The sequence below is a fragment of the uncultured Aquimarina sp. genome (genome assembly GCF_947492405.1).
GTDB lineage: Bacteria > Bacteroidota > Bacteroidia > Flavobacteriales > Flavobacteriaceae > Aquimarina.
Genome location: NZ_CANLMP010000002.1, coordinates 650,516 through 676,121, shown reverse-complemented (window position 1 = coordinate 676,121; position 25,606 = coordinate 650,516). Strand labels below are relative to the sequence as shown.

The following is a 25,606-nucleotide window of genomic DNA, read 5'->3' as shown; positions in this document are numbered from 1 at the left end:
ATTGCTATTTAGGTTGTATACATCATTTGATTTAAAAATAATAAAATAACACACAATTAAACTTAATTATGAAAATGTACTACACACACAAGAAACATTTTTCAGCTAATCAACTATTTTGGTTAGCCATGGTATTATTTATTTGGGCGAGTGGGACCGCCCAAACTGTCGTCCAAAAACACGGACGATTGAAAGTGCAGGGGAATAGGATTGTTGATAAGAATAATCAAGAAGTGAGCCTTGCTGGAAACAGTCTTTTTTGGAGTAATGCAGGAGATACATCGGATTTTTATGATTCTGAAACGGTTGAGCATCTAGTAAGTAATTGGAATAGCTCCATAATACGAGCAGCAATGGGTGTTAAAGAAAACTGGGACGGAGGAACTGGTTATATCGACAGCCCTAATTTGCAAAAAAATAAAATCAGAAAAATAATTGATGCCGCTATTGATCAAGGAATCTATGTAATTATTGATTGGCACACCCATGAAGCGGAAGATTATACCTCTGAAGCTGCAGATTTCTTTAAAGAAATGGCTTCTATCTATGGAAATCAACCAAATGTGATCTACGAGATCTACAATGAACCTATAAATCAATCTTGGTCAACAGTAAAAAATTACTCAGAAACTGTAATTGCAGCTATTAGATCTGAAGATCCAGATAACCTAATTATAGTAGGTTCTCCAACTTGGTCTCAGGATGTCGACATTGCTTCTAACAATCCTATAAATGATAATAACACAGCATACACATTGCATTTTTATTCAGGAACACATAGAAATGGTTTAAGACAAAAAGCAACAACGGCAATGAATAATGGTATAGCGTTATTTGTTACAGAATGGGGAGCAGTAGATGCTAGTGGTGATGGAGCTTTAGAAATTCCGGAAACAGAAAGGTGGATGCAATTTTTTAAAGACAATAATATCAGCCATGTTAATTGGTCAGTTAGTGACAAGCCTAGTAATAATGACCCTACTAGAGCAGAAAGATCTTCTGTAGTAGAATTAGGAAAAGGAATTAATGGATTGAAAAATGATCAGTTAACACCAACGGGTGACTATATAAAAGGCCTTATTAAAAACTGGTCAGAGGATGATAGTGATCCCGATGGACCAAGTGGAACAATCAACTGTAATTCTGTAGATTGTATTAGAAACGCAATGCAAAACGCACAACCTGGAGACGAAATTATAGTAGCTCCCGGAACATATACCGCTACTGATAAATTCAATTTTGGTAACAAGGCAACTAGATTTGGATCGGATAAAAACGGTACCGCATCAAAACCAATCACAATTAGAGCACAAAACCCTTCGAACCCTCCAATTCTTAAAGGAACAAATGGAGATTATGATGGATATGTAATGTTTATTTTGGGGGATTATTGGATACTTAAAGATCTAATATTAGAAGAAGGCTCTAAAGGGCTTGTTCTTGATAATGCTAATAACGGTGTTATAGATAATGTTGTGGTTCGTGAGTTAGGAGAAGAAGGAATTCACTTAAGAGATGGATCCAGTAACAATTTGGTGAAAAATTGTAAAGTATACAACGTAGGAATTAAAAAACCCGGTATCGGAGAAGGTTTATATGTAGGATCGGATAAAGGACAGCACGAAAGTGCTGGACAAGCAGGTAATATTTTTGATAATAAATACAATCCTAGATGTGATAATAACACGATAGAGGGTTGTATAGTTGGTCCTAATGTAACAGCTGAAGGAGTAGATGTAAAAGAAGGAACAGAAAACACAATTATTCGAAATTGTACTTTCTCTGCTCAGGGATTATCTGGAGAAAATAGTGCTGACGCTTTTATTGACCTAAAAGGAGCGTATGGTTTTGTTTATAATAATACTTTTAATCGAGATGGATCTAATATTCTTAATGCAGGAGTTGACTTCTTAGATCGAGGAACAGGATTTAATACCGGTTTTAGAAATGCGATTTTTGATAATACTTTTAATTTAGGTAGTAGAGCAAACGAAATCCCAACTGCCCGAAAAAAACAAGGAGATCCATCAGAAATTCATGTATGGAATAATACCCGTAATCCGAATTCACCAGATTTTCCAATAAGCGATGGCACAACAAATTTTGTAACAGAATCATGTCCAAGCTGGAATATTGTACCTTGCTCAGGAGGAGGAAACCAAAATCCTTCTGCAAGTATTACTTCCCCTTCTAACGGTGCTAATTTTGATGTAGGAGCAAATATTCAGATTAATGCTAGTGCCAGTGATCCAGACGGATCGATAACCAAAGTGGAGTTTTTTAGAGGAAGCTCGAAATTAGGAGAAGATACTAATGCTCCTTATTCTTTCACAATTAACAATGCCCAAGCTGGTAATTACAATTTAACCGTTAAGGCAACAGATAATGATGGAGCGACTACAACTTCTAGTAATGTAAATGTTTCTGTATCTAGTGATACCGGAGGAGGTAACACACCTGTAGTATCCTTTGCAGCCCCTTCTGGTAATTTAACCGTCGATGAAGGATATAGTAGTCTTTATGTTAAAGTAAATGCCTCTGATAGTGATGGGACTATAGATAATGTAAAACTTTATATTGATGGTAGTTTTATAAGACAAGAAAGATTTGATCCTTACGAATGGGGTCATAACACATCACCTAATCCAGGAGAGACAACTGGTTTAGCAGTTGGTGATCATGTGTTTAGAGCAGTAGTTACAGATAATGAAGGAACTACAGCAGAAACTACTTTTACACTTACTGTAAAAAGCGAAAATACAGGTGGCGGTAATGACTGCTCCTTTGGCGCGCCGCTTAATAGTGCATTACCAGCATTTGACAGTGTTTCTTATTCTGAAGTTCATGTTTTAGGAAACGGAGGTCCTTCTTTAAGCAATTTTAGAAAATTCAGTATTAATTGGAATCCACAATACAATGGGTTATATCAATTTGCAATGAATACCAATAACGGCGTTCCTAATTATTACGTTGATCTAAGACCTTTTAGTACTACTAAGTTTAATACTAGTAATCCAGAAGTAACAATTAATAACTCAGGATTTAACGGTTTGGACGGATCTTATTGGGTTGCAAAGGATGGAGCCAATTTTGTTATGATATCTAAGAATGGAGGTTTTACGATCTATTTCAGTAATTCTGCGACTTCTCCTAATTGTAACGATAATAAAGAGCCTGTAGATCAGGATAAATTATCAACCGTTAAACTGTTCCCCAATCCTGTAAGTGATGATATCTTAAATGTAATAGGTATTGCTCAGGAAAAATCAACATTAGAAGTTGCAGATATGCAAGGAAAAGTTGTGCTTCAGAAATTTATTGAAAATACAGAAACAGGTTTGGATGTTTCTAATCTTAAGTCAGGCATGTATGTCCTAATCATAAAAGGACTAAAATTCAGAAAATCGATATTGTTTACTAAGCAATAATTTGTCTTAGCCAATATAATCATCAAGTAGTTGCATAAACTACTTGATGATTATTCTAATAATTCAAATACACACACAATGAATTACAAATACATAAGAAATTGTTTTACAATTGTTTTACTAGGTGTTTCCTCATTTTTATTTGCTCAGGATAACTACGTATATCAAAATGATTTTGATCATTTATCTTCTGGTCAATATAATAGAGATCAAATTAAAGAAGCTTTAAATGTTTCATTCTGCAAAGGTGCAGATGAGGGAAGAGTGCATATTTCTGATTTTGAGAACCGAGGTAAGGTACTAGATGTTAAATATCCTAAAGGTCAAGTGAAAACCGGACAAAGTGGAATGCATACTAAAGTTCCTTTTGATGTAGAAGGGGAATATGACGAATTATACATCAGTTATTGGGTTTATTTTCCTGAAGATTTTGAATTTCGAGCGGGTGGTAAATTACCGGGCTTAGCATATCAAACTTCAGAAAGGAATATGTCTCTACGATTGATGTGGAGGTACGACGGACTTATTGAGTTTTATGTGCATTATAATACGGAACCTACTTGGGATGGATGGCATGCATCTATTAATTGGAGCTTAACAGATCCTTATGAAGAACCTAATGGAGAACCTCAGCCTGATCAAGTGAAGTTTAAAAAAGGACAATGGAACCATGTTGAAATGTATAATAAGTTAAATACGCCCGGACAGAACGATGGGATTATGAGAGGTTGGTTAAATGGAGATTTGGCTATAAATATTACAGATAATGGTGATTATCGTCAGGCAGATGAAGGAGATATTCATCTTAATATTATTTATTTGTCTACCTTTTTTGGAGGTAGCGATGAGACTTTTCAACCCACCAAAGATCTAGAGGCTTACTTTGATGATTTTAAGGTTTCTACAACTAGAATAGGAGATTCAGGAGGAAATGGTGGCGGAGATGGAGAAGACGAAAACGAAGCTCCAATAGTTGAGTTAACATCACCAGCAATAGATAATGAAACTTATAGCCTTGGCGAAACAATTACGCTGAGAGCAAATGCATCAGACCCTGATAGTGATATTGATCGAGTAAATTTCAAAATTGATGGAGCATATTATAGATCAGATGCCTCAAGTCCATACAGTGCATCTTGGACTCCTACCGAAGCTGGAACGTATGTAATTGCTGCCCGAGCTTTTGAAAAAGATCAAGAAGGATTATCCAGAGAGGTTTCTAGGACAGTTGTAATTTTAAATGATGATGATGATGGAGATACAGGAAGTGGTTGCTCTTTTAATACACCAATATCTAATAGTATATCTCATATTGAAAAGACTTCTTTTACAGAAGTTCACGTGTTAGGATCTAATGGTCCCTCAATGAGTAATTTCAGAAAGTTTACCATTAACTGGAATGCAGCTAACAGCGGATTATACCAATTTGCAATAAACACTAATAATGGGGTTCCTTCTTATTACGTAGATCTAAAAAATAAACTAACGCATACACTTGGACAATCAAATCCTTCGGTAACGATTAGCAATTCAGGAATATCTGGATTAGATGGTTCTTATTGGATAACTAGAGATGGAGATAGTTTTGTAATGGTATCAAAAACTGAAGGATTCACATTATACTTCAGTAATGATAATCAGGCTCCTTCTTGTGCGAACCGATCAAGTACAGGATTAACTAAAGTAGATTCATTTTCATACTATCCAAATCCTGCTAATAATTCCATTTTTATGAATGGGATAGACGCATCTGTTCATGAAATAGTGATTTATAGTGTGAATAGTCAGATAGTTAAATCTATAAAACTGGGAAAAGAAAATTCAACCTCTATTAACGTGGAATCTTTAAATGCAGGACTTTATTTTATTGAATTGAGGTCTTTTAAAGGTGGATCTAAAAGGTATAAACTGGTAAAAATTTAATCATACAAACTTAACTTATTAACTAATCAGAAATTTTACAATCATGAAAGAAAAGGTTATTTATAAACGGAATAGGAATGTTTTTACGTTATCACTTCTGATAGTAATTTCACTCCTTTTTAACAATCAACGAACTTTTGCTCAATGTAATTCTATAATCGATGTAGATTTTAATAATTGGAATAACAGAAGATATTCTATTGCTGATATAAAAAGTGATTTTAACAACAAAGTAAAGCCTTGGACTGCATCTACTTACAGAGGAGTAGAAGGTCCTGGTGCTCCAAGTAATTTGATAGAAAATACTCCACAGGAGACGAGAATTGTCAACGGAACTTTGCGAGCACAGTACTTAAAGAACGATGCATCAGGAAGATCAGGTGGTTTTCTCTTTGATCCTTATTTTGATGCTGTAGATGAAGCTTATTTAGAATACAAGGTGAAATTTGACGATAATTTTTTCTGGGCTACAGGTGGTAAATTGCCTGGTTTAGGAGGTTCGACAAGCGGTGTTAATAGTGAAAGTACTGGTCGTGGAACCATTCCATCTGGATGTAAATACAATACAAATGGATGGTCTGCAAGGCTAATGTGGAGAAGAAATAGAGCGCAAACAACAAAACCCTATCTTATTCTTTATAGTTACTTTGCCGAAAAGACAAATGGACAACCTAGACAAAATGGAGATTGCGGAGATGGAAAAAGAATTTATTCTGATCTGAAGGATGATAGATGGTATACCATCCGTCAATATATCAAAATGAACACCCCAGGACAAAGAAACGGAAAAGTGATTATGTGGATTGATGGAGAGGAAACATATCGTGATAATAATGCCAAAATTCGTAATTCAGGAAAAAGTAACTTAAAAATTAATGCCTTGATTATGAATACATATCGTGGGGGAAGTAGAACAGATCCTGTTTGGCATTCACCAAGAACAGAATATACTTTTTTCGATGATTTTAAAGTATGGACAGGATGTGGCAATCCTCCTGGAGGAGAAGATAATAAACCACCAACAGTTTCATTAACGAATCCATCACAAAATAATCAAGTTTTTACTTTAGGAGAAACGATTACATTAAGAGCAAATGCGTCTGATCCTGATGGAGATGTAGATCGTGTTAACTTCAAATTGAATGGTGGATATTATGGTCAAGATTATACTGCTCCATATACAAATTCTTGGACACCGACAACAGCAGGGACGTATACAATCGGAGCGAGAGCTTTTGAAAAAGGACAAGAAGGACTTTCTACAGAAGTTTCCAGAACGGTAATTATTCAAGAACAAACAAGTAACCAGGCTCCAAACGTTTCTTTTGCCTCTCCTTCCGGTAATATTACGGTACAAGAAGGATACGACATAGTAATACGAGCTAATGCTTCGGATTCTGATGGAAGTGTTTCTAATGTAAAATTATATATCAATAATAGCCTGATTCGTCAAGAAAACGTTGCTCCTTACGAGTGGGGACATGATGGTTCCCCTAATCCGCAGGAAGTAAACGGACGTTCTGCAGGTGTATATACGGTAAAAGCAGTTGCTACAGATAATCAAGGTAAAACAGCTGAGACAACTTTTACATTAACTGTTCAAGGTACCAACACTGGAGGTGGAGACAATAGTTGCTCATTTGGCACTCCAGTGAATAATGGTTTAAGTGCTATGGATAAGATTTCTTTTTCCAATGTTCATGTTCTAGGAGATGATGGTCCTAAACTAGGAAATTTCCGAAAGTTTACTATTAATTGGGTACCTGCTAATAATGGGTTGTATCAATTTGCGATTAATACGAATAATGGATCTCCAGATTGGTATGTAGACTTTAAAAATACCATGACCTTTCAACTGAAAAATGCAAACCCTGAGGTAACACTTAGTAATACAGGTTTTGAAGGGCTGGATGGATCTTATTGGGTAACCAGAGATGGAGCTAATTTTGTGTTAGTTTCTAAAACCAAAGATTTCACGCTATACTTTAGTAATTCTTCTTCAGTACCGGGATGTAATCGATCATCAGGTTTTGAAGAAATTGAAGATAAAATGTTAGTATATCCTAATCCTGCCAAAGGAGATGTTATTTACGTTAGTGGATTGTCTACTAAGTACAAAGTACTTCAAATTGTAGATCTTCAAGGAAGAGTGATTAAAGAGTTGAATTCAGAAAATACATCCGAAACTATGGATATTTCCGAACTTCCTTCAGGCCCATATCTTCTGATTAGTAGAAGTAAGAACTCTAAACAATCCTTGTTGTTTGTGAAATAAGGATTCGTATATGCCCACAATCTAACCTTGTTATACATAGGTTAATCAATGAAAAGATTAGCCTATGTATAATAATAACACCATGAATCATGAAAAACTATGAAATTAGAAATATTATTTTTCTGGTAATATTTCTATTAGCAGGGGTTTATGCACATAGCCAAGTTCTTTGGTACGGAGACCCTAATAAAAATGTTAAATCAAGCTTCAGAAGATTTGATTCCGGGAATGCAGGTGATTACTGTAATAACCAATCTAACAATTCATCTACAGCTACAACTACGAACGATTCAGAATACGGAAAAGTATGGAGAATTCGTAAGCCCAAAGGACAAAAGAGAGGTGAGTTTGCCAGAACAACAGGTACAGTTAATAATCATGTGCCTAAGGATGGAGATGTACTATACTATGGATGGCGATGGAAAATAAATTCAACTCCCAATATTACTAATGGAATTGCTGTATGGCAATGGAAAACCGATGCAGGCAATCAAAACAATACTCAAAACTATCCACTTAATATGGGATACGGAAATGGGAAACTGAGTCTCAGTGCTTGGGGTCCTTGTTATCCATCCTGGAATTCTTGCAACGGATCTATTGGTAGACGGAAAACCACTCTATGGAATAAATCTATTCCAGAAAATACTTGGGTGAGTTTTGTAATAAAAGTAAAATTGTCTAGAAATAAAGATGTAGGATATGTAGAATTCTGGTATAATGGAGTGAAACAAACATTAACCAATTCTGGATTCCAGGATTATAAAGTAAAGCTATCTTCTGATAGAAAGAGAGCATATCATAAGACATTTGATGGAAGTGTTGTATATCCAAAATGGGGGTCGTATAATGCAAATTCATGCAAATTTGATGTTACCACCTATTATGACGAAATGAAGGTTGCTACAACTTTAGCAGCAGCAACTCCTTCAGGAACTTCTTCCGATTCTAATAAACCACCAACGGTAGCTTTAACAAATCCCTCAGAAAACAATCAACAGTTTACCCTAGGCGAAACGATTACACTAAGAGCAAATGCGTCAGATCCTGATGGGGATGTAAACCGAGTTAATTTCAAAGTAAACGGAGGATACTATAATGGAGATGCTACAGCACCTTATAGTGTTACCTGGACACCTACCCAAGCAGGAACTTATACAATTGGCGCCAGAGCTTTTGAAGACGGGCAAGAAGGACTTTCTACAGAAGTAACAAGAACAGTAATTATTAAAGAACAAGCGAATAACCAGGCTCCAACTGTTTCTTTTGCTTCCCCATCCAGTAATATAACCGTTCAGGAAGGATATGATCTTACAGTAGTTGCTAATGCTTCCGATTCAGATGGAAGTATTTCTAATGTAAAATTATACATCAATAATAGTCTTGTGCGTCAGGAGAATGTAATTCCTTATGAGTGGGGTCACGATGGTTCTCCAAATCCAAATGAAGTAAATGGACGTTCTGTAGGAGAGTATACAGTAAAAGCAGTTGCTACCGATAATGAAGGTAAAAAAGGAGAAGCAACTTTTATACTAACCGTACAAGGAGACGATGATAATGGAGGCGATGGAGATGGTGACAATAATTGTTCATTTGGAACACCCATAAACAGTGGTCTTGCAGCAATGGATAAAGTCGCATATTCCAACGTTCATGTGTTAGGTGCCAATGGTCCTAAATTAGGGAACTTCCGTAAGTTCACTATTAATTGGGTACCAGCAAATAATGGATTGTATCAATTTGCATTTAATACGAATAACGGGGCTCCTGATTGGTATGTAGACTTCAAAAGCACCATGACCTATCAGCTTAAAAATGCACAACCAGAGGTTACATTAAACAATACCGGTTTCGAAGGATTAGATGGTTCTTATTGGGTTACAAGAGATGGTAATAACTTTGTATTAGTTTCTAAAACAAAAAACTTCTCTTTATACTTTAATAATTCATCTTCTGCTCCAGGATGTAATAGATCTTCTGGTATTGAAAATATTGAAGAAAAAATGCTGGTATACCCTAATCCAGTAAAAGATAATGTGATGCATATCAGAGGATTATCTTCTAAAACAAAGGTGTTGCAGATCGTTGACCTTCAAGGACGAGTGATTAAAGAATTAAATTCAAAAAATACATCAGAAACTATGGATGTCTCAGAACTTCCGTCCGGACCATATTTGCTGATTAGTAGAAGTAAGAACTCAAAACAATCCTTTTTATTTATTAAATAAAAGGAATAGGTACGCCCACCAAACTAGTCAAAGATACATAGGTTGATCTTCAAATTATCAATCTATGTATTCTATATCGTAGTTCGAAATAAAGATCATATTGATGTAATAAAATTGTATCAAATTTTTAAGCTGTCAAAAACTGATGGCTAGATATTAAAATTTAAACTCAAAATATTCTTAAAATAATCATGAATTGTTTTATAAGTTCCAATAGATTCAAAATAGTCTTTGCCTATTTAATATGTTTTTTATTCGCTAATTATTATAGTATAGGACAAGTTCAATTAGAAAAAGAAACAAAGATTACCGATATAGGTCTGTTTTTTGATGGAAAAAAAGTAGATCGAAATGCTCCAAACAATGGGTCGGGATATGATTATTTTTTTGGAAATAGGATATCAGCCCATGGAGATTGTATTAAGAAGTATAAACAATTTGTTTTTATGACTTGGTATAAAGGAGGTAAATATAATAGGCATGTGATGTTGTCTAGATATAATACTAGTACAGGTGTCATTAAAACTATTGAATTTCCTCATACTCATACAGGACTAAACGGTAAATGGTGGATAGGAGAATCTCATAACACCATAGCTGTTGGCATTAGTCCTAAGAATGGAACTATCCATATGCTTTATGACATGCATGCATATAAGAATACAGGGTTTTCCAAGAATGATTACTTTCGATATGCACACTCTAAAAAGAATGCGGCTACTGTTTCAGATTCAGATTTTAAACTGAATTTGTTTATTCCAGATGGAACTAATGACTATACCCATGTCAGTCTAAATGGCACTCCGGATCCTGAGCAATTTCAAAGTCTTACGTATCCTAAGTTTTTCCTAAATGATGGTGGAGATTTATTCATGTATATGAGAAGAGGAGGTCATAATAATGGCGCATACGTATTTAGCAAATACAATGCAGCTACTTCAAAGTGGGATAGACTTACCCAATTTAATAAATTAAATGCTAAAAATAATGGTCAACAATTTAATTGGGGACTATATGGGAGCATGAAATATGTAAATGGTAAACTTAGAGTTGGGTTTCAAAGAAGGAGTGCAAACAATAACGATAAATACTTGTATCAGAATGGATTTTACTATGGTTATTCTAATGACCAAAGTGGTAAAAGTAAATGGAAAGATCATTTAGGAAGAGCAATTAACATCCCATTTGCTAACGCTGACTTATTGAAAGTTTATGAACCCGGAAATTTGGTTTCTGCAACTGGTAAAGATGAAGTTTTTATGGTACAAGGTTTTGATTGGACTGTAACAGATAGAGGAGATGTCCATATTATTGGTAAAGTTAGAGATACTAAAAATAATGTAACCAAAAATGTACATACGTACAAGCCAGCAGGTAGTTCAAGTTTTATTACTTCAACAAATTTTTCGGGAGGTGATCAATTGTATACATACAACAATAATATTTATATCATTGGTATTAATAATAATCGTGTTTATGTAGAAAAAGCAGATGGAGGTAAAAACAATTTTAGTAGAATATACGCTCCAACAAATGGAAAGAAATTCAGATTTGGTGTTCCCTATATCAATGAAGGAAAACTTTATTACTACTTGATGGAAAAGAAATCTGGGGATAAGCAACCATTGTATCTTCAGATAATTGATTTAGGAATTAGAAATGAAGATAATAAAGCACCGACAGTTTCATTAACCAATCCTTCTCAGGATAATCAAGAGTTTACTTTAGGTGAAACGATTACTTTAAGTGCAAATGCATCTGATCCTGATGGAAATTTAGATTATGTCAATTTTAAAGTAAATGGTTCTTTTTTCAAACAAGATCAAGATAGACCTTTTAGTGTTACCTGGAATCCTACAGTTGCGGGAACATATACAATAGGAGCCAGAGCTTTTGATAAAGAAGGGCTTTCTACAGAAGTAACAAGAACAGTAATTCTCAGAGAAGAAATTGGTAATCAATCACCTAACGTTTCTTTTGCTACTCCATCGAGTAATATTACAGTACAGGAAGGGTACGATCTTGTGATTAAAGCCAATGCTTCAGATCCAGATGGAAGTATTTCTAATGTGAGATTATATATTAACAACGGTTTGATCCGTCAGGAAAACGTAGCTCCTTATGAGTGGGGACATGACGGTTCTCCGAATCCTCAAGAAGTAAACGGGCGCTCTGCAGGAACTTATACAGTTAAAGCAATTGCTACAGATAACGAAGGCAAAAAAGGAGAGACAACATTTACTTTAACCGTTCAAAGTACCGACACTGATGGAGGTAGCAATTGTTCTTTTGGCACGCCTGTCAATAATGGACTTACTGCAATGGACAAAGTCTCTTATAACAATGTTCATGTATTAGGGACAGATGGGCCTAAGCTTGGTAATTTCCGCAAGTTTACTATTAATTGGGTGCCAGCAAATAATGGATTGTATCAATTCGCATTTAACACGAATAACGGAGTTCCTGATTGGTATGTGGATTTTAAAAATACCATGACCTTTCAACTTAACAATGCAAAACCAGAAGTAACACTAAATAATACAGGTTTCGAAGGACTGGATGGATCTTATTGGGTTACAAGAGACGGGAATAACTTTGTATTAGTTTCTAAAACAAAAGACTTCTCTTTATACTTTAATAATTCATCTTCAACTCCTACTTGTAGTGATAGGAGTAATACTTCTGAAATTCCTGATGATTCTCAAATTGTTGTATTCCCAAACCCTGTCAATGATAATGTACTAAATATTTCAGGAATGAATAATGGACTTTCATCAATTGAAGTAGTAGATATATTAGGGAAGATAATAATTCATAAGGAAGAACAAACAAATAATACACAATTGAATGTATCTGAATTACCAACAGGCACTTATGTCCTGATTATTAAAAGCTTAAAATCTAGAAAATCAATGCTTTTTACCAAACAATAATTTATTAACCTCAAAATACTCTTAAAACAATCATGAAAAATCACTTTAAAAACGCAAGTAGAATCACAGTATTCCTTGTAGCTAACCTATTATTTCTGTATGCTGGTTCCAGTATAGCAGGAGAGAAAACGATAAATGAAACTTATAACAATTCTCCTAATGTATCAATAACAGGAATTAATAACACCTACTCGGTAGGAGCAAACATATCAGTAAACATTAATGCTAATGATGCTGATGGAACGATAACAAAACATCAGGTTTTCGTAAACGGAAATTTGGTAGATACGGATGGAACGAACTATACACCTCATCAAATATCAAATGTCCAAGCAGGAAGTTATACGGTTAAAGTAGTTGTTACCGATAATGATGGTGCTACGGATGAAGATACCAAAAGTTTTACTGTAACAGGTTCTTCTGGTGGAGGTGATAATTGTGATGCTACATACGAAGAGAAAAATGGACTGGTTGTTATTGAAGCAGAAAACTTATCCGCTTCAGGGAATTGGCAAAAAAAGAGCGCAATTTCGGGATTTACCGGAGGAGGTTATCTGGAATGGACAGGTCCTGACCACTTTAATGATCCTGGTAATGGAGTGATCAATACAAAGATCAAGATCAATTCTGCAGGACGGTATAAGTTCCTTTGGAGATCTAAAGTAGGTGAAGGAGATAGTGCTACAGAAGCTAATGATACTTGGTTAAAATTTCCCGATGCCAGTGAATTTTATGGACAAAAAGGTAGTGAAAGGGTATATCCTAAAGGATCCGGAAAAACACCTAATCCAGAAGGAGCAAGTGGAGAAGGATATCTCAAAGTATATTCTACTGGAACTACTAATTGGACCTGGACCACAAAAACAAGTGATAATGATCCTCACGATGTTTTCGTAGAGTTTGATTCACCTGGCATATATACAATGCTAATATCAGGTCGTTCAAAACATCATATTGTAGATAGAGTTACACTAAATCGTACCAGTGTAAATGCTACAAATTTGTCTTTACAAGAAACTACCTGTGATGATAATGATGGCGGAGGTAATACTGGTAATGCATCAATTACGGGCGAGCGAAAAAAATGGCATAAGATAACATTAACTTTTAATGGACCTAATACTTCAGAATCCGCTGGAGATAATCCATTTTTGAACTATAGATTGAATGTCACTTTTACGCATCAAAGTGGTTCCCCATCTTATGTTGTTCCCGGCTATTATGCAGCTGACGGAAACGCAGCTCAAACTTCTGCAAGCAGTGGTAATAAATGGAGAGCTCATTTTGCTCCTGATAAAACAGGAACTTGGAATTATTCGGTTTCTTTTAGAAAAGGAAGCAATGTAGCCGTAAATGATGGAACGAATGCAGGGAATGCTGCAGGTTTTATGAATGGAGAAACTGGATCATTCAATATTAGTGCTTCAGATAAATCCGGTAGAGATTTTAGGGCAAAAGGACGTTTACAGTATGTAGGAGAACATTATTTGAAATTTGCAGAGACAGGTAAGTATATGATCAAACAAGGATCTGATTCGCCAGAAAATTTATTAGCATATAGCGATTTTGATAATACACCTAATGCAGGTAATAGAAGAAAGAATTATGCACCTCATATAGGGGATTGGGATTCTGGTGACCCTACCTGGAAGAGTGGTAAAGGAAAAGGATTGATTGGAGCAGTAAATTATATTGCTAGTGAAGGGCTAAATGCCATGTCGTTCCTTACTATGAATATCAACGGAGATGATGAGAATGTATACCCTTATATAGGTAGTAACCAACGAACGCGAATGGATGTTTCTAAAATGGCGCAATGGGCTATTGTTATAGAGCATATGCAGCATAACGGAATTTTTGCACATTTTAAAACGCAAGAAACTGAAAACGAAATGTTACTAGATAATGGTAATGTAGGAACACAACGTAAATTATATTATCGTGAACTAATCGCCAGATTTGGACATAATTTGGCATTAAATTGGAACCTGGGTGAAGAAAATGGAACTTTTGGCAGTACCAATCAAAGTACTGCGCAGAGAAGAGCTATGACCCGTTATTTTTGGAATAACGACCCATATCGTCATCATATAGTTATTCATAATGCACCTTCTTTTCTTCCGGATGATTTGCTAGGAAATACTTCGAACCTTACTGGGCTTTCTTTACAAACCAATAAGGCCAATTTTAGTAATGTTTTTGGTTGGGTAAAAGAATGGGTGGATAATTCTAGAAATGCCGGAAAAAAATGGGCTGTAGCCTGTGATGAACCAGGTGATGCTCAGCATGCAATTCGTCCGGATAATGACGCTGGAAATTCTCATACCGATGGTAGAAAAAATGCCATGTGGGGTACACTACTTGCCGGTGGATGGGGTAATGAATGGTATTTTGGATATGGGCATGCTGATTCTGATCTTTCTTTGCAGAATTTTAGAAGTAGAGATAAATGGTGGGACTATGGTCGTCATGCAATTCGATTTTTTGATATAACCGATCTTCCTTTAACACAAATGAGAAATAACAATTCTTTGTCTTCTAACAATAATGACTATTGTTACGCAAAACAAGGAGAAGCCTATGTGGTATATCTAAAAAATGGAGGATCAACAAATCTTAATTTAAATGGACAAAGCGGTCAGTTTACCGTTAAATGGTATGATCCACGTAATGGAGGTAATCTAAGGAATGGTTCTGTAACAAGTGTTAATGGAGGAGGAAATAGATCTCTTGGAAATGCTCCCAACAACAGTGGTCAGGATTGGGTGATATTAGTGACTGAAAATGACACTGATCCTGGCGAAAATGAAGCTCCAACAGTATCCTTTGCAAATCCATCAGGGAATACTTCTGTTGAAGAAGGATATACCAATTTTGAAGTAACTGTAAATGCTTCAGATAGTGATGGTACCATCAGTTATGTAAAATTATATGTAGATGGAAACTTAATTCGTCAGGAAAGCATAGCTCCATATGAATGGGGGATGGGCGATAATGCAGACGAGCTTTTAAATCTTTCTTTGGGGACTCATACGGTTAGAGCTGAGGCAACAGATAATGATGGAGCAAAAACAAGTAAAACATTTACATTAACAGTAACTGGAGTAAATAGTAATCAAGCACCACAAGTTTCTTTAACAAATCCTTCTCAAAACAATCAGGAATATACACTTGGGGAAACCATTTCCTTAAGTGCCAATGCTTCAGATGCTGAGGGAAGTATTGAAAAAGTAAATTTTAAAATTAATGGATCATTTTTTAAACAAGATCAAACTGCGCCTTATGAAGTGTCTTGGACGCCAACTGTTGCAGGAACGTATACAGTTGGAGCTAGAGCTTTTGAAAGCGAACAAGAAGGGCTTTCTACAGAAGTATCTAGAACAGTAATCATTAAGGAAGAAACCGGTAATCAAGCACCACAAGTCTCATTCTCTAATCCTTCTGGTGATCTTACCGTGGATGAAGGATATGATCTTACAGTGGTTGTAAATGCTTCGGATCCCGATGGATCAGTAGCTAATGTGAAATTATATATCAATAATACTTTAATCCGTCAGGAAAATATTACTCCATACGAATGGGGTCATGATGGATCTCCTAATCCAAATGAACTTAATGGACGTCCAGCCGGAATCTATACAATTAAGGCAGAAGCTACGGATAATGAAGGAAATAAATCTGAAACTTCGATCACACTAACAGTTCAAAATGCTGATACGGATGGAGGGTCTTCTTGTTCTTTTGAAACTCCAATAAATAGTGGTCTAACTGCTATGGATAAAGTCACTTATAATAACGTACATGTGTTAGGAAACGAAGGACCTAAATTAGGTAATTTTAGAAAGTTCACAATTAATTGGGTCCCACAGAACAATGGATTGTATCAATTTGCTATTAATACCAATAACGGATCTCCAGACTGGTATGTAGATTTTAAAGATACTATGACTTTTCAGTTACAAAATGCACAACCAGAAGTAACCTTAAATAGTACAGGCTTTGAAGGATTAGATGGATCATATTGGATAGCAAGAGATGGTGATAATTTAGTGTTGGTTTCTAAGACAAAAGATGCTACAATTTACTTTAGTAATTCTGCTACAGTACCGAATTGTAATCGTCAAAGACCAGAAAACGATTTGGTACAGATCAAAGCATATCCTAATCCAGTTTTTGGATCTTCATTGACAGTTTCAAAGATGTCTTCGGAACCAAAAACGCTGCAAATAGTGAGTCTTGATGGACGAGTTGTAAAAGAAATGAGTACCAAAAATGAAACAGAAATTATGGATGTTTCAGAATTGCCATCCGGATCATACATATTGTTAATAAAAGCAGTCAGATTTAAAGAATCACTGTTGTTTGTTAAAAATTAACATTGACTCAACTTGGACCAGGATGTTTTATGAATCCAAAACATCCTGGTTTTAATAATAAGCTTGCATAAAACTTTATATAAATCTACACACAATGAAACATTTAAAGTCACTTATAACCCCTTATCTTTTCTGTCTTTTTCTTTTAGGTTCATCGATGACATTCGCGCAAACATCCAATCTTCTTGGATACGACGCTGAAGGAAAATTAACCTACCAAAAAGATAATAAAGGAAATCGAATTCCGGATTTTAGTTATGTGGGATACTATCACGGTGAGAAATCAATTCCCAATGTCAGAGTCGTAAAAACGATTTCACCAAGAAGTGGAGACAATTGGAATCATATTCAGAATGCTATTAAAGAGGTAGAAGCAAAATCATTAGAAAATGGTTTTAGAGGAGCTTTACTTTTAAAAACAGGAACATATCGAATTAGTAAAGAACTGAAAATAACCAAAAGTGGTGTGGTACTTAGAGGAGAAGGAGACGGAACTAAACTAATCGCTACCACAAGAAATAATAAAGCAGATTTTATTGTTTTTCAAGGTTCAGGAAGAGCGAGTGCTATATCTAGTACAAAGAAAAGAATTACATCTGGATACGTACCAATCGGTGCGAGAACGGTTACTGTTCAATCGGGACATAGTTTTAGAAGAGGAGATCGTATTTTTCTTGAGCGAAAACCAAATCAAGATTGGATTAGATTATTAAAAATGCATAATCTGAGCAGTACTGGTAATGGAGATACTAACTGGACACCCGGAGATTATACAATTAAATATAAGCGAGAAGTAACTTCGGTTAACGGTAATAAAATTACATTTGATGCTCCAGTTGTGGATCCTATTGACCCAAGACATGCTGAAGGATTTATATATGAATATAACTGGAATGGAAGAATTGAAAATGTAGGAATTGAAAAAATGCGTCTAGAATCTGTTTTTTCTTCTAATGAAGATGAAAATCACGCGTGGGATGCTATCACTTTTAGAAATACAGAAAACGCTTGGGCAAGAAATATTAATTCATTTTATTTCGCATATTCTTGTGTGAATGTAGAGAAGTCAAGTAGTAAAATTTCTGTGCTAAATAGTAAAATGATTGACCCCAAATCTAGAACTAGTGGAGGAAGAAAATATTCTTTTAACTGCGATGGTGAACAAATATTATTTAAAAATTGTCTGGCTAGAAGAGGTCGTCATGATTTTGTAACTGGTTCTAAAGTGGCTGGACCAAATGCATTTGTTAATTGTACGTCTGAGAATCAAAAGAGTACTACGGGACCTCATCATAGATGGGCAACAGGTATTTTATTTGATCAAGTAAAAGGAACTAAAGCTTTTGCAGCGGAAAACCGAAGAAATTCTGGTTCAGGTCATGGATGGGCAGGTGCGCAAACAATGTTTTGGAATTGTACTACTACCACAAGATTTGTTATGCACGATCCTCCAGGAGATCATAGAAACTGGGCCATTGGGTGTAAAGGACAGATTACCAATGATGGTTCATTTGCTACAGAGCCTTTAGCATATGTAGAGTCTAGAGGGACTCAATTAAACCCCAGAAGTCTATATGAAAAACAATTAGCAGATAGATTAGGTGGAGGTTCTAGCGAAAATGTACGTCCTTCAGTTTCTTTTGCCTCTCCTTCTGGAAATACTTCTGTTCAACAGGGATATGAGAGTTTTGAAGTAACTGTAAACGCATCTGATAGTGATGGATCAATAAGCGATGTAAAATTATATGTAGATGGTAATTTACTTCGCAAAGAAGTGAATGTCCCCTATACTTGGGGACAAGGAAATAATTCTGCTGAGCTTTTAGGATTATCTGTTGGTCAGCATACACTAAAGGCTGAGGCAACCGATAATGACGGAGCAAAATCGAGTACGTCTATTATTGTAACAGTTAATGGTACAAGCAGTAATCAAGCTCCTAATGTTTCATTTTCATCACCTTCAAATAATTTAACGGTCAATGAAGGATATGACCTTACAGTGTTGGTAAACGCTTCAGACCCAGATGGAAGTATTGCTAATGTAAAACTATATATAAATAATACTTTAATTCGCCAAGAGAACAGAACCCCGTACGAATGGGGTCATGATACTTCTCCCAACCCACAAGAGGTAAATGGACGTTCTGCTGGAACGTACACATTTAAGGCAGTAGCGACAGATAATGACGGAGCTACAAAGCAAACAATCTTTGTATTAACCGTTAGAAATCAAGATACCGGAGGTGGTAATAATTGTGGGTTTGGAACACCAATAAATAGTGGTCTAGGCGCTATGGATAAGCTTGTTTATAATAATGTACACATTTTGGGAAATGATGGACCTAAATTAGGGAATTTCAGAAAATTTACCATCAATTGGGTTCCTCAGAGTAATGGATTATATCAATTTGCTATTAACACGAATAATGGATCACCTGATTGGTATGTAGATTTCAAGGATACGATGAGCTTTCAATTGCAGAATACACGACCAGAAGTTACGCTTAATAATACAGGATTTGAAGGACTAGATGGATCATATTGGATAGCAAGAGATGGTGATAATTTAGTGTTGGTTTCTAAGACAAAAGATGCTACAATTTACTTTAGTAACTCTGCTACAGCACCGAATTGTAATCGTCAAAGACCAGAAAGCGATTTGGTACAGATCAAAGCATATCCTAATCCAGTTTTTGGATCTTTATTGACGGTTTCAAAGATGTCTTCGGAACCAAAAACGCTGCAAATAGTGAGTCTTGATGGACGAGTTGTAAAAGAAATGAGTACCAAAAATGAAACAGAAATTATGGATGTTTCAGAATTGCCATCCGGATCATACATATTGTTAATAAAAGCAGTCAGATTTAAAGAATCACTGTTGTTTGTTAAAAAATAAACTGACTTAATAATAACCAGGATATTTTAATGAATTGAGTGTCCTGGTTTTTAAATTTTAAAAGAGGGAATGTACCATTTTAAATGTAGTATTAAATTTTATTCAATTTTGATGAAAATAATATTGCTTTTCAATCAAAACATCACAGAAGTATTCTATATAGATCTATAAAAAATATTGAAAAAATAAATTTAAAAATTTGATAATCAATATTTTATGTTTTTTATAGATTGATTTAATATAAACTAAATTGATAATTTCGTTAATATTGTTAAGTCATCATAATAAGAAGATCCAGACATTTCTTTTATGAAGATTATAATGTGTTAAACAAATATTATTGAGACAATATGTATGGCTTATTGTACATGGTAAAATAAGATTTGTTTTAAAACATTGTATTAGATAATTAAGCAATAGTATTCGCTTAATATAGAAAAAATATTTCTTCCCTTAGATCTTTAATATTTAATGTGCTTTAGTGCGCAGTGTATTCCTTTTATGAATTTTTCGTAGAACGAATCGACCTGTTGTGTAATTTAAAGATGAATAAATATCAGAGTCCAAAATAGACAATTTCATACCATTATTTCATTTTAGAAATGGTATTACTATAAACCTTAAAATCAAACCAACGTAAACTCAACAAATCATGAAAAAACTAACAATTCCAATAATTTTAATGAAGCGCATAGCAAAACGAAACACTTTTGCAACTATGGTAGTGCTTATATTTTTCACTTTTTTTATTAGTAGTCTTTTTGCTAATAATAAAGTTCCACCTATCAAAGTGACTTCTTCCTATGATTGTGCACCTCCTGCTAGCTTGGCTACGATTAGGCCTGTTAGTTCTGGTTTATGGAATAGCCCATCGACTTGGCCCAATGGTATCTTACCAAAAACAAATGATGATGTGGTCGTTCCGCCCGGAATAGACCTAAAAATGGTGGGAACCTGTAGAGCAAGAAATATAACGGTACAAGGAAAACTAAGTGCTGTAAATTGGCAACCTGGAGGAGCTTGGATCGATTTAGAAGCTCGAAGTATTATGATAGCCAATGGTGGTTATATGGAAATAGGAACCGAAAACCAACCGTATCACGCAGAGAAAAATGCGAATGGTATTAGCTGTCAGATCACACTAACAGGTGCTAAAATTAATAACGCACCTGCATCTTATAAAGCCATTATGGTTATGGGTGGCGGACGTTTAGAAATGCACGGAAAGAAAAGAATGAGCTGGACCAATCTTGTGACAACAGCAAATGCGGGTGCTACACAGATCACTCTAAAAGAAGCAGTAGATTGGGAAGTAGGAGATAAGATTGCGTTAACTGCGACAGGATTGGCAAGTTCTCAATCAAAAGCTTGGAACGATGTAGATGAAGCAGAAATAACTGCTATTAGTGGAAATAGAAGGACACTCACGTTAGCTTCGCCTCTTAAATTTAAACATATCGGAGGATCTAAAACATATACCAGAGACAGAGATGGAAAAACCTGGAATGTAAATATCCAAGGCGAAGTTGGGTTGTTATCACACTATATTAAAATTCAGGGTAAAATGGACGGTAATAACGAACAAACTGGATTTGGAGGCCATATTATGCTTATGAAGAATTCTATCGCTCATGCGGAAAATGTAGAATTATATAAAATGGGACAGAAAGGAGTTTTAGGAAGATACCCGTTTCATTGGCATTTAAACGAAGATAAAGCGCAAGGAAGTTATTTTAAAAATAGTAGTGTACATAAATCATTTAATAGAGCTGTTACTATTCACGGTACGGATTATGTAACTGTAGATGGTATATTTGCTTATGATCAAATAGGTCACGGAATCTTTTTAGAGGATGGTGCAGAAAGATTTAATACCATTAAGAATAATGTAGTTTTTGTAACAAGAAGACCGAAACCAGGAGAACAACTAACACCATCAGATAACGAAGCCAATGAACCTCAAAACAGAACTCCTGCTTCTTATTGGATTACGAATCCGAATAATTACTTTGAAAACAATATAGCTGCTGGTACTGAAGGAACAGGATTTTGGTTCGCATTTCCTGAAAGACCTATGTTCGATTCTGGCAACCTAGCATATTATCAAGGTTTGAATCCTTCAAAGGAACCTTTAGGAAGGTTTGATGGTTTTGTGGCTCATACCTGTATGACAGGTTGGGACGTTTTTGACAGGTTAAATCCTAATCATTCTTTAAAAAAGAACTTTGGATGGGATGTAAATACAAGACAATTGATTAAAGATGGTCTGTTGTATGGAAATGATCAAGCATTATATAGTGGATTAGGAGTTGGTGGTACTAATGAAAACACTGTTTTTTATAATTGTGCTTTTAGTGATAATAAAACAGTTTCTATGCTCGCTGGAGATCTAACTATAGAAAATAGCCTGTTTAATGTTGATACTGATTTAGGAGTGTTTAATGGAGTAAGAGAATTCTTTAGGTTTTATGATGGGCCAGGAAGACATATTGATTGTCATTTCGAGGGATGGAACCGATCTAATGCAGAAATGATTAAACAAATTACTGGAGGAGGAGCCACAGAGAATTTTAATCCTACATTTCGTGGAACCACAAAAGGATTTTCTGAATCATTTCCATTTAGATTTTTCCCGTTACCAAATACAGATAATACTCGTGCTAGAAAAGTGGGACAGTTCTTCAAAGACTATGATGGAGGATTAACTGGTAAAGCACATACCACACTAATTAGAGATATTGCATTTCTTAGAGATGGACACGAATACAGACATCCTTCATGGAGAAATGCTGCACGATCTGATTATTACTTTGCAGGATTATGGCTTGCAGGGATTAATTCTAGTGGAACTCGAATATCTGTTGTTCGCTCTAAACCTGGAACAGAAGACGTTTGTTTCTACGAATCAGGAAGTGCCTCTTCAGGAACATATAAATTCCCTACTATTGTTAATGAAGGTTTTAGATATACATATTATCTAGACCGAGCTCCATCTAACAAAAGTATCCATCTGATATGGAATAGAGGAGATGCGGGTGATTTAGGATTTGTAGTTTTTAAAGGTTTAGGAAAACTAGGTAATTTTAGAGCAAGAGGTCATAATTTTAATTTACCACGTCTAAATTCTATTGCGGCGGTAGAAAATGCAACTGATAATGCCTATTTCATTGCTGGGAACGGTGATGTATATCTTAAATTAAGAAATTTAGGAGGAGATGATAGATCTAATATTTTCTTTAATTGGGATAATAATGGGAGCTTTCAGCCCACTTCTCTTCCTTGTACTACCAATGATCTTGATGGTGTCACTGCTCTTGATAGCGACGGAGATGGAAGGCCAGATATAGTCGAAACAGATAATTGTGGTAATCCTAACAACGCCTCTGATTTAAATTTTGGGTTTAATAGAACCTCAGAAAGTTTTCAGAAAGTCAATATTGCGGCAGATAACACCAGCAGTGATCAACACTGGCTGTTAAGAGCGGATAACTCTAATGATCCATATGTGATAAGAAGTGGATTAAAGTTTAATGGTAGTCAAGTGCCACAATTAAGGATTAGAACAAAATCAGAAGCTGCTGGTACTTTCCAACTGTTCTGGGCAACTACAGACCAACCTGGTTTTGCGGCGAATCGATCCGTAACTGTTGCTCCACAGACCACAAACGTCTTCGAAGAACTTGTATTTGACATGAGTAATCTCAATACCTGGATGGGAAAAACAATTACTAAAATTCGATTGGATTTCCCACCGGATGCATCTGCCCCAAGGCATACTTGGATAGATTATATTCATGGTCCGAATGCATCCGATGATCCTTGTGATAATACGCCAGATATTGCATTTACGAGTCCTACTAATACACAGTTAGAAGCGGGTGACAATGTAGGTGTAGTAGTTTCCGTTACCAGTGGAAGTGTTGCTAACATTAGACTATATCTTAATAATGCATTGGTACGACAAGAAAATGCAGCGCCTTACGAATGGGGAACCGCAAACCCTGGTGCTAATGATACCGACTTATTAAATTTAGCAGCTGGAACCTATGAATTAAAGGCAGTGGCAACATCTTCAAATGGAACCAGTACTACCGAAACAAAAATAATTACAGTAATTAATTTGACGTGTAATGTTATTCCATATATAAATATAAACAATGCCGGTTGGCAATCTACAGATGTAGCGAATGCCAATGAAGGCGATACGGTTTGGTTTGGACCACAATCCGAAGAGTTTGGCTCTACTTCAAATGGATGGTCATGGACGGGACCTAATAATTTTACGTATAACGAAAGAGGGTTGTTGTTGTCCAACCTACAATTAAATCAAGCAGGGACTTATACAGCAACCAATATAGATGTTAACGGTTGTGAAGCCTCAAAAAGTTTTACGCTAAATATTAGTGCAGTAGCTAACGGTATTACTATTCCAGGAAATTTTGAAGCAGAAGCATTTACTGATATATCAGGAAGTGTGCGAACTGAAAATACACCTGGAGGAGGTCAAAACTTAGGATTCATTCTTAATAGCAATTACACAGAGTATCAGATTGATGTTGAGGAAACAAGCACATATGATGTTACTGCATATGCTTCAAGTAATACAAGTGGAGGTACAATAGAGATTTATGCTAATAACTCATTGAAAGGATCGATACAAATACCAGGTAACGGGAATTGGCATTCGTATCAACCATATTCAACTTCTATATCACTTTCTGAAGGAAATCAAACATTGCGATTAGTATATAGCGGAGGAGCTACATATTTATTCAATTTTGATAGAATGGAAATTACAAAACCTGCGCGTATAGAAAGAACGACATCCCTTTCTGCTATTCACGATGCTTATCTGGATAATAGTACACGATTTAATAACGCTATGGTACGTTTAGAAAGTGGAAGACGTACCGGATATTTAATGTTTGATACTTCGGACATTAATGGAGAGATCACTAATGCTACCTTAGAATTTCAAGTATTTGGAGATGCCGGAAATGGAGAAGTACTTGTAAGCGAAGCAACACATAATGGTTGGACAGAGACTAATCTTTCTACTCAAAACAGACCTGCTGCAAAATCACAGATAATCGGATCTATGTCAGGTGATTATTTTATAGGTGCAACGATACGGATTCCTGTGGATCTATCTAAAGCCTCTAGTAATAAGCTAAGCCTTATTTTGGAAATGAGCGGAGGGAATGATTTTGCTTTCGGATCCAAAGAAAACCAAACTACGGGAGCTCCAAAGTTGATCATAGATTATCTTGAAAATAAGAAGCCAGACAATAAGTTAAATAGACCGAAATTGTATCCTAACCCGGTAAAAGATATAGTGCGCATTGTATCAGGTGATTTTCCTAAAATTGTAAAGGTGTATGACCTTTTGGGTGCTATAAAAATTAGCAAATCATTGGGCGAGAATGAAACCGAAATTGATTTTAGTGAATTATCTAATGGAATCTATATGGTGCGAATTATTGATATTAATAATCGTCGTTTAGAACCAATGATCTATAAAATAGTCAAGACTAATTAATGTAATAA

Annotated in this window: 8 protein-coding genes; all 8 read left to right on the top strand. The window is 35.5% G+C overall.

Annotation, left to right across the window (positions count from 1 at the left end):
• Positions 1 to 68: 68 nt before the first annotated feature.
• The 8 genes from Q0829_RS09170 to Q0829_RS09135 all read left to right on the top strand — a co-directional run bounded on the left by Q0829_RS09170 (position 69) and on the right by Q0829_RS09135 (position 25,598).
• The gene (locus Q0829_RS09170) at positions 69 to 3,428 is read left to right on the top strand and encodes a cellulase family glycosylhydrolase (RefSeq protein ID WP_298541871.1); all 3,360 of its coding nucleotides are present in this window, start codon (positions 69 to 71) and stop codon (positions 3,426 to 3,428) included.
• A 78-nt stretch (positions 3,429 to 3,506) separates the two neighbouring features.
• Positions 3,507 to 5,351, top strand: coding sequence for a polysaccharide lyase (locus Q0829_RS09165; protein ID WP_298541870.1), 1,845 nt, complete (start codon positions 3,507 to 3,509; stop codon positions 5,349 to 5,351).
• Between the two features lie 43 nt (positions 5,352 to 5,394).
• The gene (locus Q0829_RS09160; RefSeq protein ID WP_298541869.1) at positions 5,395 to 7,626 is read left to right on the top strand and encodes a polysaccharide lyase; all 2,232 of its coding nucleotides are present in this window, start codon (positions 5,395 to 5,397) and stop codon (positions 7,624 to 7,626) included.
• Positions 7,627 to 7,715: 89 nt separating this feature from the next.
• A complete protein-coding gene (locus Q0829_RS09155) occupies positions 7,716 to 9,854 on the top strand; it encodes an Ig-like domain-containing protein (RefSeq protein WP_298541868.1) in 2,139 nt (712 codons plus the stop codon).
• Between the two features lie 191 nt (positions 9,855 to 10,045).
• The gene (locus tag Q0829_RS09150) at positions 10,046 to 12,787 is read left to right on the top strand and encodes an Ig-like domain-containing protein (RefSeq protein WP_298541867.1); all 2,742 of its coding nucleotides are present in this window, start codon (positions 10,046 to 10,048) and stop codon (positions 12,785 to 12,787) included.
• 32 nt (positions 12,788 to 12,819) lie between these two features.
• A complete protein-coding gene (locus Q0829_RS09145; RefSeq protein ID WP_298541866.1) occupies positions 12,820 to 17,163 on the top strand; it encodes an Ig-like domain-containing protein in 4,344 nt (1,447 codons plus the stop codon).
• Positions 17,164 to 17,257: 94 nt separating this feature from the next.
• Positions 17,258 to 20,059: an Ig-like domain-containing protein gene (locus tag Q0829_RS09140; protein ID WP_298541865.1), complete on the top strand. Its 2,802-nt coding sequence runs from the start codon at positions 17,258 to 17,260 to the stop codon at positions 20,057 to 20,059.
• A 652-nt stretch (positions 20,060 to 20,711) separates the two neighbouring features.
• Positions 20,712 to 25,598, top strand: a complete 4,887-nt coding sequence (locus tag Q0829_RS09135) for a carbohydrate-binding protein (protein ID WP_298541864.1) — start codon at positions 20,712 to 20,714, stop codon at positions 25,596 to 25,598.
• Positions 25,599 to 25,606 lie beyond the last annotated feature (8 nt).

Bases quoted from the DNA above. Each gene is read 5' to 3' on its own strand.
- Q0829_RS09140 (WP_298541865.1), top strand. From the start codon at position 17,258: ATGAAACATTTAAAGTCACTTATAACCCCTTATCTTTTCTGTCTTTTT.
- Q0829_RS09155 (WP_298541868.1), top strand. From the start codon at position 7,716: ATGAAAAACTATGAAATTAGAAATATTATTTTTCTGGTAATATTTCTA.
- Q0829_RS09170 (WP_298541871.1), top strand. From the start codon at position 69: ATGAAAATGTACTACACACACAAGAAACATTTTTCAGCTAATCAACTA.
- Q0829_RS09145 (WP_298541866.1), top strand. From the start codon at position 12,820: ATGAAAAATCACTTTAAAAACGCAAGTAGAATCACAGTATTCCTTGTA.
- Q0829_RS09150 (WP_298541867.1), top strand. From the start codon at position 10,046: ATGAATTGTTTTATAAGTTCCAATAGATTCAAAATAGTCTTTGCCTAT.
- Q0829_RS09165 (WP_298541870.1), top strand. From the start codon at position 3,507: ATGAATTACAAATACATAAGAAATTGTTTTACAATTGTTTTACTAGGT.
- Q0829_RS09135 (WP_298541864.1), top strand. From the start codon at position 20,712: ATGAAAAAACTAACAATTCCAATAATTTTAATGAAGCGCATAGCAAAA.
- Q0829_RS09160 (WP_298541869.1), top strand. From the start codon at position 5,395: ATGAAAGAAAAGGTTATTTATAAACGGAATAGGAATGTTTTTACGTTA.